This is a genomic window from Micromonospora sp. MP36 (assembly GCF_008119785.1).
GTDB lineage: Bacteria > Actinomycetota > Actinomycetes > Mycobacteriales > Micromonosporaceae > Micromonospora.
Genome location: NZ_VSFA01000025.1, coordinates 69,174 through 84,089, shown reverse-complemented (window position 1 = coordinate 84,089; position 14,916 = coordinate 69,174). Strand labels below are relative to the sequence as shown.

At 72.6% G+C, this 14,916-nt stretch carries 17 protein-coding genes; 4 read left to right on the top strand and 13 right to left on the bottom strand.

Features of this window, described 5'->3' with window-relative positions:
- Positions 1-812: 812 nt before the first annotated feature.
- From FXF52_RS18910 to FXF52_RS18860, 11 genes are all read right to left on the bottom strand, one after another.
- Entirely contained in the window at positions 813-2,141 is a 1,329-nt protein-coding gene (locus FXF52_RS18910) for an NAD(P)/FAD-dependent oxidoreductase (RefSeq protein WP_148798354.1), read from the bottom strand.
- Positions 2,142-2,243: 102 nt separating this feature from the next.
- Positions 2,244-2,816 (bottom strand): hypothetical protein, encoded by a 573-nt coding sequence (locus FXF52_RS18905; protein WP_148798352.1) that lies wholly within the window; start codon positions 2,814-2,816, stop codon positions 2,244-2,246.
- A complete protein-coding gene (locus tag FXF52_RS18900) occupies positions 2,813-4,174 on the bottom strand; it encodes a DUF58 domain-containing protein (RefSeq protein WP_148798350.1) in 1,362 nt (453 codons plus the stop codon). Before FXF52_RS18900 ends, FXF52_RS18905 begins: the two co-directional genes overlap by 4 nt.
- Positions 4,174-5,172, bottom strand: coding sequence for a MoxR family ATPase (locus tag FXF52_RS18895; protein WP_148798348.1), 999 nt, complete (start codon positions 5,170-5,172; stop codon positions 4,174-4,176). Before FXF52_RS18895 ends, FXF52_RS18900 begins: the two co-directional genes overlap by 1 nt.
- Positions 5,172-5,753 carry a hypothetical protein gene (locus FXF52_RS18890; RefSeq protein ID WP_148798346.1) on the bottom strand — a complete coding sequence of 194 codons (582 nt, stop codon included), beginning with the start codon at positions 5,751-5,753 and terminating at the stop codon, positions 5,172-5,174. Before FXF52_RS18890 ends, FXF52_RS18895 begins: the two co-directional genes overlap by 1 nt.
- 40 nt (positions 5,754-5,793) lie before the next feature.
- Positions 5,794-6,540 (bottom strand): DUF4129 domain-containing protein, encoded by a 747-nt coding sequence (locus FXF52_RS18885; protein ID WP_148798344.1) that lies wholly within the window; start codon positions 6,538-6,540, stop codon positions 5,794-5,796.
- Positions 6,541-6,560: 20 nt separating this feature from the next.
- Entirely contained in the window at positions 6,561-7,277 is a 717-nt protein-coding gene (locus FXF52_RS18880) for a uracil-DNA glycosylase (protein WP_148798368.1), read from the bottom strand.
- A 19-nt stretch (positions 7,278-7,296) separates the two neighbouring features.
- Positions 7,297-7,983 (bottom strand): dienelactone hydrolase family protein, encoded by a 687-nt coding sequence (locus FXF52_RS18875; RefSeq protein WP_148798342.1) that lies wholly within the window; start codon positions 7,981-7,983, stop codon positions 7,297-7,299.
- Between the two features lie 112 nt (positions 7,984-8,095).
- Positions 8,096-8,584: a hypothetical protein gene (locus FXF52_RS18870; RefSeq protein WP_148798340.1), complete on the bottom strand. Its 489-nt coding sequence runs from the start codon at positions 8,582-8,584 to the stop codon at positions 8,096-8,098.
- A 141-nt stretch (positions 8,585-8,725) separates the two neighbouring features.
- The gene (locus tag FXF52_RS18865) at positions 8,726-9,730 is read right to left on the bottom strand and encodes a hypothetical protein (protein ID WP_148798338.1); all 1,005 of its coding nucleotides are present in this window, start codon (positions 9,728-9,730) and stop codon (positions 8,726-8,728) included.
- The gene (locus tag FXF52_RS18860; protein ID WP_148798336.1) at positions 9,727-10,059 is read right to left on the bottom strand and encodes a PadR family transcriptional regulator; all 333 of its coding nucleotides are present in this window, start codon (positions 10,057-10,059) and stop codon (positions 9,727-9,729) included. Before FXF52_RS18860 ends, FXF52_RS18865 begins: the two co-directional genes overlap by 4 nt.
- Positions 10,060-10,134: 75 nt before the next feature.
- Here FXF52_RS18860 and FXF52_RS18855 point away from each other — a divergent pair, with 75 nt between their 5' ends.
- The 4 genes from FXF52_RS18855 (at position 10,135) to FXF52_RS18840 (ending at position 13,243) form a co-directional block, all read left to right on the top strand.
- Positions 10,135-10,764 carry a LysE family translocator gene (locus tag FXF52_RS18855; RefSeq protein WP_148798334.1) on the top strand — a complete coding sequence of 210 codons (630 nt, stop codon included), beginning with the start codon at positions 10,135-10,137 and terminating at the stop codon, positions 10,762-10,764.
- A 448-nt stretch (positions 10,765-11,212) separates the two neighbouring features.
- Entirely contained in the window at positions 11,213-12,022 is an 810-nt protein-coding gene (locus FXF52_RS18850) for a helix-turn-helix transcriptional regulator (protein ID WP_148798332.1), read from the top strand.
- Positions 12,013-12,213 (top strand): DUF397 domain-containing protein, encoded by a 201-nt coding sequence (locus FXF52_RS18845; RefSeq protein ID WP_148798330.1) that lies wholly within the window; start codon positions 12,013-12,015, stop codon positions 12,211-12,213. Before FXF52_RS18850 ends, FXF52_RS18845 begins: the two co-directional genes overlap by 10 nt.
- Positions 12,214-12,538: 325 nt before the next feature.
- On the top strand, positions 12,539-13,243 hold the full coding sequence (locus tag FXF52_RS18840) for a hypothetical protein (RefSeq protein WP_148798328.1): 705 nt from the start codon (positions 12,539-12,541) through the stop codon (positions 13,241-13,243).
- Between the two features lie 88 nt (positions 13,244-13,331).
- Here FXF52_RS18840 and FXF52_RS18835 read toward each other — a convergent pair whose 3' ends face one another.
- Both FXF52_RS18835 and FXF52_RS18830 read right to left on the bottom strand, forming a co-directional pair.
- Positions 13,332-14,267: a Ppx/GppA phosphatase family protein gene (locus tag FXF52_RS18835; RefSeq protein WP_148798366.1), complete on the bottom strand. Its 936-nt coding sequence runs from the start codon at positions 14,265-14,267 to the stop codon at positions 13,332-13,334.
- 135 nt (positions 14,268-14,402) lie between these two features.
- Positions 14,403-14,915 (bottom strand): amino-acid N-acetyltransferase, encoded by a 513-nt coding sequence (locus FXF52_RS18830; protein ID WP_148798326.1) that lies wholly within the window; start codon positions 14,913-14,915, stop codon positions 14,403-14,405.
- Between the last annotated feature and the right edge of the window lies 1 nt (position 14,916).

The window sequence follows — 14,916 nt, the reverse complement described above, 5'->3', positions numbered from 1 at the left end:
ACGGCCCGCCAACATTCCGGGCCGGCCACCTCACCGGGGTGCCTCGATCGCGGTGTTCATGTGCAACGACCGGCGGCCTGCCATCATTCCGGAACCGTGTGCCGGCGCCCCAGATCTCCGTGGGGCCGATCCGACAGCCCCGGCTCCCTAGGCCTTCCTCGGCCGTGCACCCGGGTTCAACGACCCCCAGCCGCCCGCCATTCCGGCCCCAGAATGCGGCCGGCCACTCCCAAACCGGACATCATCGACCAGAACGCTCGGACAGGCGACCACGAACCTCCGCTGATCCACTCCACATCGCGTAAACGGCGGTATCCGACAGCCGCCGACACCGCCACATCCCATATATGGGGTCGATCAAGCCCCGGCGGCACCCCGCCCGGGCTGCGTCGGGCCGGCCACCGGACCGGTCAACGCCCCGGCCAGAGCCGCCTCGCTGGCACGCAAAGGGCAAAACTCCACGGAAGGGACCCTCGGGCCGCTGGGAAGACCACACCTTCCCCACGGTGCGCTCCGAGCAGACGGCCACCGCGCTCCGCGCAGACGCCCACCGTGGCCGTGGGGGCAAGTGCCACACGTACACGAACGGGCCAACCACGCAGCCCGGACATCCGGGCGGTGAATGCCCACGACGGGGATGTGGCCCGCCGTGACCGGCAGAGGGATCAAGCCTGACCGCCCGGAGCCGGGCACGGCGGGCCACATCCCACACCGCGCCCGCAGACGGAAGTCGAAGGTGCAGCGAAAGGCCGGCAACCAGGTACGGCAAAGGGCCCCTCCCGTCCCCGGGAAGGGCCCTTTGGCGACGAGACTCAGCTGCGCGCGCCCAGCGGCGCGGACGCCTCGGCGAACTCCTCGCGCGGGTCGTGCAGCTGGCCCAGCGCGACGACCTCACGCTTGAGGAAGAACGCCAGCGTCCAGTCGACCACGACCCGGACCTTGCGGTTGAACGACGGGATCCGCGACATGTGGTACGTGCGGTGCATGAACCAGGCCGGCCAGCCGGTCATCTTCACGCCATAGACCTGGGCCACGCCCTTGTGCAGGCCGAGGCTGGCCACGCTGCCCGCGTGCTTGTGCTTGTAGTTGACCGGCTCGCGGCCCCGGATCACGTTCGCGATGTTGTCGGCCATCCGGGCGGCCTGCCGGACCGCGTGCTGGGCGCTGGGCGAGCAGAAGTTGCCCGGCTCCTTGGTCAGGTCCGGTACGGCGGCGCAGTCACCCGCGCTCCACGCGCCCTCGACCACCCGGTCGCCGTCCACGATCTGCAGGGTGGGCACGCAGGTGACCCGGCGGCGCTCGTCGCGCGGGAAGTTGGTGGCGTCCAGCATCGGCGACGGCTTCACGCCGGCCGTCCAGACGATCGTGTCGGCGGGGAAGCTGTCGCCGTCGGAGAGCTTGACCACCCCGTCGACACAGGATTCGAGCCGGGTGTCCAGGCGGATGTCCATGTTCCGCTTCAGCAGCTGCTGCACCGTGTAGGCGCCCATGTCCCGGTCGACCTCCGGCAGCACCCGCTGGGTGGCCTCGACCAGGACCCAGCGCATGTCCTCCGGCTTCAGCTCCGGGTAGTAGCGCAGCGCGTCCCGGGCCATGTCCTCCATCTCGGCCAGCGCCTCGATGCCGGCGTAGCCGCCGCCGACGAAGACGAAGGTGAGCGCGCGCCGGCGGACCTCCGGGTCGGTCGTGACGGCCGCCACGTCGAGCCGGTCCAGCACGTGGTTGCGCAGGAAGACGGCCTCGCCGATGGTCTTAAACCCGATGCCGTGCTCGTGCAGCCCGGGGATCGGCAGGGTGCGGGAGACCGAGCCGGGGGCGACCACCACGTGGTCGTACTGGATCTCCCGGGTCGGGCCGCTGATCGGCTGCACGATCGCGGTCTTCCGGTCGTGGTCGATCCGGGTGACCGCACCCGCCACCACCGTGCACCGCCGCAACTCCCGCCGCAGCGGCACCACCGCGTGCCGGGGCGAGATGTTGCCCGCCGAGGCCTCCGGGAGGAACGGCTGGTAGGTCATGTGCGGCTGCGGGTCGACGACGATGACCTCGGCCTCACGGGAGCTCAGCTTCTTGGACAGGCGCAGAGCGGCGTACAGGCCCACGTGCCCGGCACCCACGACAAGGATCCGCTTCGGGTTCACGTCATCTATCTTTCCCCCGGCGGCTTGACTAATCCCGTTCGAGACCCCCCGTTGTGACGGAGCACAACCCCTGTGACCTGCACAACGTCCCGCGACGTCCCGTTATTTGCGACGCAGGAGAAAGCTGAGCAGCGCGGCGAGACCCACCGCCACGAGCAGCCCGGCCACGGTGGCCGCCTGGAAACCACGGTCCCCACCGAGCCCACCGAGCCAGGCCAGCACGATGCCGAGCACCGCGCTCGCGAGCACCACCCCGCCTGCCCGGGCCAGCCACCGCAGCACCAGATCCGGGTCGACCAGCGCGTTGGACGGCAGCAGCGCGGCCAGCGCGCAGAGCGTGTGCGCCAGATAGAGCAGGGCCGCCACGGCGAGCAGCCGCCACAGCGCCAGCGGCCGCCCGTACCCGAGGGTGGCGAGCAGCCAACCACCGACCGTGACCAGCGCCGCGAAGGTCGGCCAGATCCGGCGCGGCCCGACCGCCGGCAGCACCGCCACCACCGTGAGGGCCAGCACCGACCGTGGGGTGAAGGCCTGCACCGGGTACGCGACCAGGAAGCCGACCAGCACGCTGAGGAAGACACCGGCGCGGACCAGCAGCGGCGTGAGGCTGATCCGGCGGACCGCGTACCGAAGGGCGCGGACCCGCTCGTTCAGTCCTTCCACGAGCTCGGTCATCGCACTCCCACCCGCGGGGCGGTGGCCAGGCGGGCCACGTCGCGCAGCACCTGGTCGAGGCTGCCGGCGCCGGCCCAGCGGACCACCGGCACACCGTGCTCGCGGAGCTGACCGATCATCGTGTCCCGGTCCAGCCGCCACAGCCGGTACGCGACCTCGGCCCAGCCGCGGTCCTTCGGCGCCGGCAGGTCGGCCGGCAGGGTGTCCACCGCGACCACGAACCGCCCGCCCCGAGCCATCCGGGCCAACATCTGGGCCGAGCGCTCGTCCAGCAACGGGGTGAGCACCACCACCAGCGCGTCCGAGGAGAGCAACTGCGGGCCGAAGACCTGGTCGTACGGCTCGTGCGGGGAGGACTCAGCCCGCACGTCGAGCAGCCATTCCAGCACGGTCAGGTACTGCCGACGGCCGGTGGCCGGCCGGAGCCGACGGGCGGCCGGGCCGTACTCCAGCAGCGCCACCCGGTCGCCCCGGTGCAGGTAGTGCTCGGCGATCGCGGCGGCGGCCCGGACCGTGGTGTCCAGCACCGACGCCGGGCCCCGTACGCCGCCGGACCGACCCGCCTCGGCGAGCACGTCGAGCAGCACCACCACCTCGGCGTCCCGGTCGGACAGCGTGGCCGCCACGTGCAGTTGGCGGGCCCGCAGCGACACCCGCCAGTCGATCCGGCGCAGCCGGTCCCCGGGGGCGAAGACCCGTACGCCGGCCAGCTCACCGCCCTCCCCCGGCCGCCGGGAGTGGTGCGCGCCGACCAGCCCGGCGGCCCGGGGCATCGCCTCGACCGCCTCGAACGGCTCGGTCCTCGGGTAGACCCGCGTCCGCACCGGATCGGTGATGACCGCCCGCGAGACCAGCAGCCCGTCGGCGACCGCGACCCGCACCCCGGCCGGACCGATCGGGTGCCGCCCCCAGCGCAGCGCCGTCCCGGTCAGCGCCAGGTCGACCGCGGTGCCGCGGGGCACCGAGGTGAGGAACGGCCGGTCGGCACCGCCGGAGCGGCTCACGTCCACCCCGGAGCCGCCGAAGTCGACCCGCTCGACCCGCAGCCAGTGGGACATCCGGGTACGGACCACCGCCATGTCGTACGAGACGGTGTCCGGGTTGGCGACGGCGACCGTGGCGGCCATCGGGGAACCCTCAACCAGGTGCGCGTCCCCGGCGTTGATCTCCAGCTCGGGCAGCATGCCGGGCCGGCGGCGCAGCCCGTACGCGGTGCCCAGGGCGAACGGGGTGGCCAGCACGACCAGGTCGATCCGGCCGAGCAGCACGGCGGCGACGAGCAGCAGCCCGGTGAGCAGCACGGCCCGGCCGAGCGCCCACGTGGGCGCCCAGCTCGCCGGCTCCTGGCGGTCGGCCATCAGCGCCCGGCGGCGTAGCTGGGCAGCGCGCCGCTGGCCGGGGCGGGCGTGGACTCCAGCACCTCACCGACCACGAAGGACGGGTCGACCCGGCGCAGCCACATCTCCGGGCGCAGGGTGATCCGGTGGGCCAGCGCGGGCACCGCCACCGCCTTGACGTCCTCCGGCACCACGTAGTCGCGGTTGGCGAGCACGGCCCGGACCCGGGACAGCAGCAGCAGCGCCAGCGAGCCGCGCGGCGAGGCGCCGACCAGCGCCGACGGATGCTCCCGGGTGGCCGCGGTCAGCGCCACGATGTACCGGCCGACGGAGTCCTCGACCACCACGTCCTCCAGCGCCGCCTGCATGGCAAGCAGCGTGCCGGCGTCCACCACCGGCTTGATCTCGGCCTCCTCGCGGCGGCGGGCGATCCGCCGGCGCAGCACGTCCCACTCCTCCTCGTGGTCGGGGTAACCGAACGACACCCGGAGCAGGAACCGGTCGAGCTGCGCCTCGGGCAGCGGGTACGTCCCCTCGTACTCGATCGGGTTGGCGGTGGCGAGCACGTGGAACGGCTCGTCCAGCCGGTAGGTGACGCCCTCGACGGAGACCTGCTTCTCCTGCATCGCCTCCAGCAACGCCGACTGGGTCTTCGGCGGGGTCCGGTTGATCTCGTCGGCGAGGAGCAGGTTGGTGAACACCGGTCCGGCCCGGAACGAGAAGTCGCCGCTGCGCTGGTCGTAGAGGAAGGAGCCGGTGACGTCGGCGGGCAGCAGGTCCGGGGTGAACTGGAGACGGCGGAAATCCAGCCCGAGGGCCTGCGCGAACGAGCGCGCGGTCAGCGTCTTGCCCAGGCCGGGCAGGTCCTCCAGCAGCACGTGGCCGCCGGCCAGGATGCCGGCGAGGACCAGCTCCAGCGCCTCCCGCTTGCCGACCACGACCGTGCCGACCGCGTCCAGCACCTCCTGGGCCAGCCGGCCCACCTCGGCGGGGGGCATCCCCCGCGCCACGTCGTTCATCAGAGCTTCTCCAGTTCGGCGACGATCGCCGCGAGGTCGCGCGGCGACGGGGGACGGCGGGAGGGCGTAGCGAGGAAGGTCCACAGCGGCTCGCCCAGCAGGCTACGGGCGCGGGCCGGGTCGGACTCGCGGGTGACGCCGTGCTTCTGGCGCAGCCGCTCGTCGGCGAGCTCGCCGAGCCGGGGAAGGATCCGCTCGGTGAACCGTTCCCGGTTGCCGCCGCTCCAGTCCAGCGGGCGTTCCCAGCCGTTGATGGCGGCGCGCAGCGCGTCCCGGGCGCCCCAGTTCCAGGTGCCCGGCTCCTCGCCGGCCGGGGCCCGGCCACCGGCCCGGGGCGGCGGCGGGGGTGACAGCGCGGCGGTGACCCGGCGCACCGCGAGCACCGCGAGCACCCCCGCCACGATGATCCAGAGCGACACCTGGAGGCCGACCGCGCGCAGGCCGACCACGATCACCACCACGATCGCCGCGGTGACCGCGAGGATCCGCAGCGCCGCGCGCAGCCACCCGCCACGCGCGTCCCGCGCCTCCCCGGCCGACTCCTCGTCGAACGACAGCAGGTCATCGATACTCGTGCTCATGCCGCCACCCTGAGCCGGCCGATTCGCTCGCTTCGCTCACTCATGCCGCCGCCTCCCCGGGATCGGCGGCGGCCACGGTGGTCAGTTCGCCGCGCAGCCGGCGCAGCGCGGCCCGGGCCTGGTCGCGCATCTGCTCGTCGACCGTGTGGGTGGCGTACCGGGCCTCCCGGTAGACGTGCGCGAAGCCATCCAGCACACCGGCGCTGGCGATCGCCGGGACGCCGGCCGCCGGGTCACCGCGCAGCAGCCGGGTGACCAGGTCGGTGGGGGTGTCCCCGGCCAGCCGGGGCACCCCGGCCTCCTCGGCGGCCTCCTCCAGCCGGACCCAGCAGGCGATCACCGCCGTCCGCGGATCGGTGGACCGGTCGTCCAGCTCCACCAGGCCGGCGTCCAGGGCGGCCACCACCTCCCGGGCGGTGCCGTCGGCGGTACGCCGGACCCGTTGCATCGGTACGGCCCGGGTGGTCCGCCGCAGCGCCCCGCCGACCAGCGTCCACACGACGTACCCGGCGACGACCAGCGCGGCCGTTCCGAGCACGACGAGGAAGGCGATAATGATCCACTGAGGAATCTGGACAGAGTTGGCCTGGCCCGCGTCCCGGGGCTCGACCGGGATCGAGGGCGCGGGCTCGGCGGTGGGATAGTCCGGCACGTAGGGGATGTTGTCCGCGGCGGGCGGGATCCGGCTGGCGCCGATCGCGGAGTGCCCGGTGGCGAGCGCGGCGACGGCGAGCAGCAGGGTCACCGCGACGATCGGCCACCACCTGCGCAGCACGCCGAGGTCCATCCCACCGCCCTATGCAATCCTCAGTCGTCCACCCCGGCCAACCGCTTCGCCCGGGCGAACACGTCGTCCAACATCGCTGGTGTCAGCCGCCCGGTGAAGGTGTTCTGCTGGCTGACGTGGTAGCAGCCGAGCAGCGCCGGTACGGACCTGCCGGACCAGTGTGCCCCATGACCGAAGGTCGGGCGCGGAGTGGGCGGGCGCTGTCCGTACACGTCGCGCAGGACCGGCCACCACGCGGCCCAGGCGAACGCGCCCAGCGCGACCACGACGCGCAGCGTGGGCCGGATCAGCGCGACCTCCCGGTGCAGCCAGGGCGCGCAGGTGTCGCGTTCGGTCGGGGTGGGCTTGTTGTCCGGCGGCGCGCAGCGGACCGCGGCGAAGATGCGGGTGTCGCGCAGGGCCAGGCCGTCGTCGACGGCGACGCTGGTCGGCTGGTTGGCCAGCCCGGCGCGGTACAGCGCGGCGAACAGCACGTCACCGGAGCGGTCGCCGGTGAAGATCCGGCCGGTGCGGTTGCCGCCGTGTGCGGCCGGCGCCAGGCCGAGGATGCCGATCCGCGCGTCGGGCGCGCCGAAGCCGGGCACCGGGCGGCCCCAGTATTCCTGGTCGCGGAAGGCGGCCCGCTTCGTCCGGGCGACCTCCTCCCGCCAGGCGACCAGCCGGGGACAGGCGAAACAGTTGCTGACCTCGGCGTCGAGGTCGGCCAGATCGGTCGCCCGCGCGGCGCGGGCGACCACCTCGGCGGGGGTACGCGGCTCAGCCAAGCCTGGCCCGGAAGAGTTCGAGGGTACGGGCCCAGGCGGTGGCGGCGGCGCGCTGGTCGAAGTGCTCCGGCCGGTCCTCGTTGAAGAACGCGTGCGAGGTGCCCGGGTAGTCGTAGGTCTGGCAGTCGCCACCGGCGGCCTCGACGGCCCGGCGTACGCTCTGCACCCCGTCCGCGGCCGAGGTGCCGTCCGCCTCGGAGCAGTGGATGAGCGCGGCCTTGCCCGCGTAGTCGGCCCAGTCGGTGCCCATGCCCTCCCAGGGCAGGCGGGGGTAGAAGCCGGCGGTGGCAACGATCCGCTCGGAGAACGTGCCCGACCAGAGGGCCAGGCTGGCCCCGGCGCAGAACCCGGCGCAGCCGATCCGGCCGGCGACCTCGGGGCGGCCGGAGAGGTATTCGGCGGCAGCCGCGATGTCACTGGCCGCCTCGTCCATCTGCGTGCTGTTCAACATCTGCCGGGGCTCACTCGGCTTGCTGGCCGGGCCGCCGTGGCGGAAGTCCGGCGCGAGGGCGACGAAGCCGGCCTCGGCGAAGCGGTCCACCACCGCCCGCACGTGGGGCACCAGACCCCACCAGTCCTGGATGACGATGACCGCCGGGCTGGCCGCACCGCCGGAGGGTATCGCGAGATACCCCTCGCTCGTCCCCCCGTTGCCGGTGAAGCTCACCATCTCGCCCATTGGCTCATCCTCCTAGCGGTCAGTCATCGTTGGCTGGTCGCCCAGTGGGTGTTACGTGCGGGTAGCGTGCCACGCCCTCGGCGGCCCGGGGAAGACACGGGCAGAGTGGCCTTCACCTCCCGTTCGCCCTGTGGACGAGACAGAGCAGGTAGCCGTCGCCGTCGTCGCCGACACGGTATAGGACGTACCCGTCGTCGCCCGGCCGGAAGTAGGGCTCGCAGCCGGCCGCCGAGCGGCTCCGGGCCGCTGCCGGGTCCTGCACCCGGCCGGTCACCGCGTACGCCGCGGCGGGCGAGTCGCAGCGGACCACCCGCGCGTCGTCGGCCGCCTTCGCCTCGACACCGGCGACGGTGGGCAACTCGGCCACGCAGTCACCGATTCTCGCCTCGGCGGTGCCGTCCTCGCCGCCGAGGACGTCGCGCAGGTCGCCACCCGGACCCACCTTGATCAGCAGGCCGACCAGCAGGGCGGTGGCGACGCCCAGCAGCAGCACGACCACGCCCAGCACGGCACCGAGGCGGGACGGTGCGGCGACAGGTTCCGGCGGCGGCGCCCCGTCGGTGGCCGGCCGGGTGGAGGAGGGGGTGGCCTGCTCTGGCACGGGGGTCCTTTCGCGGGAGTCGACGAGCATGCGACACCGTAGCGACCGGGACCGCGCCCCGTCGCCCCTCCCCGGCCAATCGGTCCATCATGGACACACCACGGGGCGCCCGTCGGTCGACGGACGCCCCGTGGCGAGGAATCAACGGGTCGGGGTCGGCCCCGGGTCGGACGGTTCCGGCGCGCCGGGCGGCGAACTCACGGTCGGCGTGACCGTCGGCTCCGTGGACGGCGTGGGGCTCGCGCTCGGCGCGGGCGACGCCGGGGCTGCGGTCGGCTGCGGCGGCACCGGGGTCGGGGCGGACGGCCGGGGCGCGAAGGGGGCCCGGTCCGGGCAGTACGGGTAGACGTTGCGCGGCGGGTACTGGCTGCTGTCGGCGCAGGTGGGGTAGCCGAGCCGGATCGGCACGCCGTTCTGGTCGAAGAGCCTGGCGTTGTGCACCAGGCGTCCCTCCTCGTCGTAGACGAAGACGTCCTCGATCGAGTCGTACGGGTTGCCGACCGAGACCCCCTGGTAGGGGGCGAACTCGTCCGAGCTGGCGTGCTGGTCGACGTTGACCAGCGCGGCGAGGGCGAAGAGCAGCAGGGCGGCCGTGCCGAGGCGCAGCAACCGCCGCGGCCAGCCCCGGAGGTCGACGGAGTGGCGGCCCAGCCAGACCGAGGCGAGGAGCGTGCCAGCAAGCAGGAACAGGCCGGCCAGCACGCTGCCGCTGAGCCGGGGCAGCAGCCCGGACGGCTCGCCGAGCGCGGCGGAGACCAGCAGCGCGGCCAGCCAGCCGCGGACCAGCCACCACGCCGGGCGCAGCGGCCGGAGGAACGCGCTCGCCGTGGCGTACCCGAGGAGCGGGCCCAGCCGGGTGTCGAGGCCGCGCAGCGCGGCGGCGATCCGGGCCCGGGTGGCGGCGAATCGGCGGCCAGGGGAAGGCTGCCCGCCCCCGTCGGCGCCGGCGGCGGTCCGCAGCTCGGCCGCGTACGCCTCCGGCGTGCCGAGCCGGTCGACCAGCGTGCCGTCGGTCTCCGCGGCGACCTCGGCGAGGTGTTCCGGCAGATCTTCGGTCAACTCGTCGCGGACGGCGGGCGGCAGGTCGGCCAGGGCGGCCCGCACCCGGTCGACGTAGTCCGCGATCTCCTGCCCAGTGACGGTCATGCCGCCATCCCCCGATCGTCGAGCAGTGCGTCCATGGTGGTGGCGAAGGAGCGCCAGGTCTTGCCGGAGCGGACGAGCTGGTCCCGACCGGCGGCGTTGAGGGCGTAGTACTTGCGGTGCGGGCCGGACTCGCTCGGCACCACGTACGCGGTCAGCAGGCCGGCGGCGAAGAGCCGGCGCAGGGTGCCGTAGACGGAGGCGTCGCCGACCTCTTCCAGGCCGGCCTCGCGCAGCCGGCGGAGGATGTCGTAACCGTAACCGTCCTCGTCCTTGAGCACGGCGAGAACGGCCAGGTCGAGCACGCCCTTGAGGAGCTGCGTCGTATCCACGCGTTGCACGGTACTGTGGATTGCACAGTACCGTCAAGAAAACAGTAGTTCTCCGCCGTGTCATAGGTTGGAGCCATGTCGTGGAGCAGCTACGCCTCGTTCCTGGTCTTCGCCACGGTGCTGATCCTCATCCCGGGGCCGGACTTCGCCGTGGTCACCCGCAACACCCTGGCCACCGGCCGCCAGCGCGGCAGGTGGAGCGCGCTCGGCGTGACCGCCTCGAACGCGGTACAGGGGGTGACCGCCGCCGCCGGCCTCGGCGCGCTCATCGTGCGCTCGCAGCCGCTGTTCGAGACGATCCGCTGGGCCGGGGTGGCGTACCTGGCGTACCTGGGAGTGCAGGCGTGCCGCTCGGCCTGGCGCGGCGACTACGCACCGCTGGCTGGCGACGCCGTCACCGCGCCCGGACAGGCGCTCACCGGCTTCCGGCAGGGCTTCCTGTCCAACATCACCAACCCCAAGGTGCTGGCCTTCTACCTGGCCGTGCTGCCGCAGTTCGTCGGCGGCTCGGCGTCCCTGGGCGCGCTGCTCGCCTTCGCGCTCAGCCACGCGGTGCTCAGCCTGGCGTACCTGCTGGTGCTGGTCGCGGCGCTGAACCGGGCCCGCGAGCTGCTGTCCCGGCGACGGGTGCGCCGCTGGTTGGACGGGCTGACCGGGGTGGCCCTGCTCGGCTTCGGCACCCGCCTCGCCCTCGCCCGCGCCTGACGGTCCTCGGTCACCTCACCGTCCGCGACCCGCAGCAGTTCCTCGAGTACGCCCACCAGCGCACGAGCCTGCGCGAAGCCGATCGGCCACCACTCGACCTCCTCGCCGATGGAGAGTTCCAGCGCCACCCCGTCAGCACTGGTCGACCCGAGATCCATTCGCCAGAGGCCGACGCGAACCTGAAATACCTCGTCGCCTCGCGGGGTCACCGAGCGCCATGGGGACTGATGCATCCGGGTGTTGGTGCAGTCTCCTTCGGGCGTGCACCAGCTCGGGTGCGGCTGCCGCATCTCCATGCCATCACTCCTCGTCATCTGTGAGAGCGGTGTGGGGACCATCGAGGTTCACATCGTGCTGACCGGTTGCCTACGGTGGGAAGTCGTCCGACCGCCACCGTCAACCGGTGAACTGGCCGCTGGTCGCCGTGAGAACCCGTGAACGAGGTGTGATGACCAGAACGGGTGCGTCCGCGCTGGACCTGCTGGCCGGCGAGCTTCGCCAGCTCCGCACCGAGCAGGGGCTGAGCCAGGAGGAGTTGGCGCGGCGGATCAACTACTCCAGTTCGCTCGTCGGGATGGTGGAGATCGCCCGGCGCACTCCGTCACTCGACTTCATCCGCAGGGCGGACGAGGTGCTGGAGACGGGCGGCCTGCTCGGCCGGATCCTCGAGCTGGTGAGCCTGGAGACGGCGCCCGCCTGGTTCCGGCCCTGGGTGGCGGTCGAGCAGGAGGCGGCCACCCTGCGGTGGTTCGAGATGTCCGTCCTGCCCGGTCTCCTCCAGACCGAGGACTACGCGAGGGCGGTCCTGCGGGACGGTGGCCTCGTGCCAGACGATGAGGTGGAGCGCCGGGTGGCAGGACGCCTCCAGCGACAACAGATCCTTGACCGGCCCCAGCCACCGCAGCTCGTCGCAGTCATGGACGAAAGCGTTCTACGTCGGCCAGTCACCGACCAGTTCGATCTGATGCGGCATCAGCTCGGCCATTTGCTCACACTGGCCGCGCGCCCCCAGGTCCATCTGCACGTCATCCCGGCGGATGTGGGAGTGCACGCCGGTATCGCCGGGCCCTTCATCCTTGCCGGGTACGCCGACGGCGGCTGGGTGGCGCACCTGGACAATCCGCTGCGCGCGCAGGTGCTGGACCGCTCAGACGAGATTTCCAGCCTCCACCGCAGGTGGGAGAGTGTCCGGTCGGAGGCCCTCTCCCGGCGGCAGTCGCTGGACCTGATCCAGGAGGTGGCGAAGACATGGAGTTGATCGGCGCCCGGTGGCGCAAGTCCAGCCGGAGTGGCAACGGCGGGGCCTCGTGCGTGGAGGTCGCTGACAACCTGCCCGGGATGGTCCTGGTGCGGGACAGCAAGGACCGTTCCGGTCCCGTGCTCGTTTTCGACCCGGCCCACTGGTCCCAGTTCATCGTCCGGATCGCCGGCGTTGCCCGGCACCCATGACCACCGGCCTGGATGGAAGGCACCGAGGGGCAAGGCTCGCAGACCGAGTTCGGAAGCGGGGCTGAGGCCCTACTCGTGGTGCTGGGTCACGTTGATGACCGCGCCGGTCGGGTCCCGGTAGAAGCGGCGGCTGCCGTCGAGGTCGTCGGAGCTGATGTTCGGCTTGATCCGCTTGACGGTCATCAGCCGAGGCTAGGCCGCGAGAATTACTCAGGGAATCCGCAACGTGACCGCCCGCCTGCCAAGCCGGATCCCTTTCTGTGCTGGCACTTAAGTTTCGCTTACGTGCGGGCTGATTCACGAGGAAGATCGATAGCTTGCCCCGATGCGACACATCGGAACCGTGATCGCCGCAGCCATCGTCGGTCCGCTGGCGTGGGTCCTCTTCGCCCTTGGCCAGGACCGGTCGGCGCAGGCGTTCGCAGATGCACAGAACGGCGGCGCACTGGACAGCGGTGACCTCGTCCGGCCCGCGCTGGTACTGGCGGCGGCCGGGATCCTGCTCGGGCTCATCGCCACGCTTCGGATCTCCCCGCTGGGCGCGACACTGGCCGGGTTGTTCTACTCGGCCAGTTACCTGGGCCTGCTGGTCAGCCCGACCGCGATGATGAGCCTGCTCGACCACAAGCTGACCTTGGCCGGCCGCGAGGTCGACCTGGCCGTCCCCCTCCGGACCGGGACGGCACTGGTGGTGGGCTCGCTGTTGCTCGTCGCGGTCGTGAGCGTCCGCCGGTGGCAGCGGTGGCCGCAGCCTGCGGCCGACGCTCCCGCAGCGCTGCAGCCGGACGAAATCATCTCGTCCACGACGCAACAGGACCGCCCCCTGGGTGTGGACGGTCTCGGATTGAGCACGCCGAGCAGGAAGCCCGAGCCGGAGCTGGTTCGGGCCGGCGGTTCGGACGGGGCGGGTCGCTCGGATGACACCAGCTCGGACTGGGCCGGTCGCTCGGACTGGGCCGGTTCGCTGTCGGGCGGTGCCGGGGACAGGCTCGGGCGGTCGTCGGGTTGGCCGCGCCAGACGTCGCGGTGAGCCGTTGACGGCTCACTGCGCCGGCCTGCGTCTGTGCGATGCGACGGAGCATGGCTGACAGATGCAAGCCAGGGGCAACCACTTACTCTCAGGCCGCCGCCAGGCTCCAGGCGATGCCGTCGAGGATGTCGTGCTCGCTGGCGACAACCGACGGCATCCCGGCGCGCTCCATGATGACCCGGAGCACCAGGGCGCCCGCGCCGATCACGTCGGCGCGGCCGGGGTGCATAACCGGAATCGCCAGCCGCTGCTCGCTGCTCTTCGCCAGCAGGTCGGCGGTGACCTCAGCGACCTGGTCGTACGACACCCGGGCATGGTGGATGCGCTCCGGGTCGTACTCCTGGAGCCCCTGGGCGATGGCGACCACGGTGGTGACCGACCCGGCGAGCCCGACCAGCGTGGCGGCCTCGCGCCCCGGCACCACCTCCAGTGCGCGGTCCACCGCCACCGCGATGTCGGCCTGCGCGGCGGCGATCTCGTCGAGGCTCGGCGGGTTGCCGTGCAGGTGCCGCTCGGTCATCCGGACGCAGCCGATGTCCATCGAGACGGCCGACGTCACCCCGCCCTCACGGGTGCCGACCACGAACTCGGTCGAGCCGCCACCGATGTCGACCACCAGGTACGGCGGCTGGGCGTCGGCGGGCAGCCCGCGCACCGCGCCGGCGAAGGAGAGGCGGGCCTCCTCGTCGCCGGTGACCACCTCGGGCGGCACACCGAGGGTCTGCTCGACCATCGCCCGGAACTCCGCGGCGTTGCTGGCGTCCCGGGACGCCGAGGTGGCGCACATCCGGACCCGCTCCGCGCCGAACTTCTCGATCTCGGCGGCGTAGTCGGCGAGCGCCACCCGGGTCCGCTCGATCGCCTCGGGGGCGAGCCGGCCGGTCCGGTCGACGCCCTGACCCAGCCGGACGATCTCCATCCGGCGGCACAGGTCCACCAGCGGCGCCTGCGGGCCGGCCGCCGGGTCGGGCAGGTCGGCGACCAGCAGTCGGATCGAGTTGGTCCCGCAGTCGATGGCAGCCACGCGCGTCGTCACGGCAGCCACCCTACGGCAGCCCGACCCGCCGCGCCGTAATGATCGACTCGATGTGCGGCAGGTCAGGGTGTCGACGCACCGGAACAGGCCGACTCGCCGCCAACCGCGCCGCCGGCGGACGGCTCAGAGACGCAGCAGCATGCGGGTGTTGCCGAGGGTGTTCGGCTTGACCCGTTCCAGGTCGAGGAACTCGGCCACGCCCTCGTCATACGAGCGGAGCAGCTGCTCGTAGACGGGCTGCGGCACCGGGGCACCGTCGATCTCCGTGAAGCCGAACGAGCCGAAGAACCGGGTCTCGAAGGTCAGCACGAAGATCCGGGCCACCCCGACCTCCCGGGCCGCGTCGATCAGCTCGCCGACGATCCGGTGCCCGATCTTGCGTCCCCGGCAGGCCGGGTCGACCGCCACCGTGCGAATCTCGGCCAGGTCCTCCCACATCACGTGCAGGGCGCCGCAGCCGACCACCGTGCCGTCCGGGGTGACCGCCACCCGGAACTCCGGCACGTCCTCGTAGAGGGTGACGGTGGCCTTGCTGAGCAGCCGCCGGTCGTCGGTGTAGGTGTCGACCAGCCGCCGGATGCCGCGTACGTCGGCGGTGCGGGCCCGGCGGACCACGATCTCGTCGGCGGCGCTCATC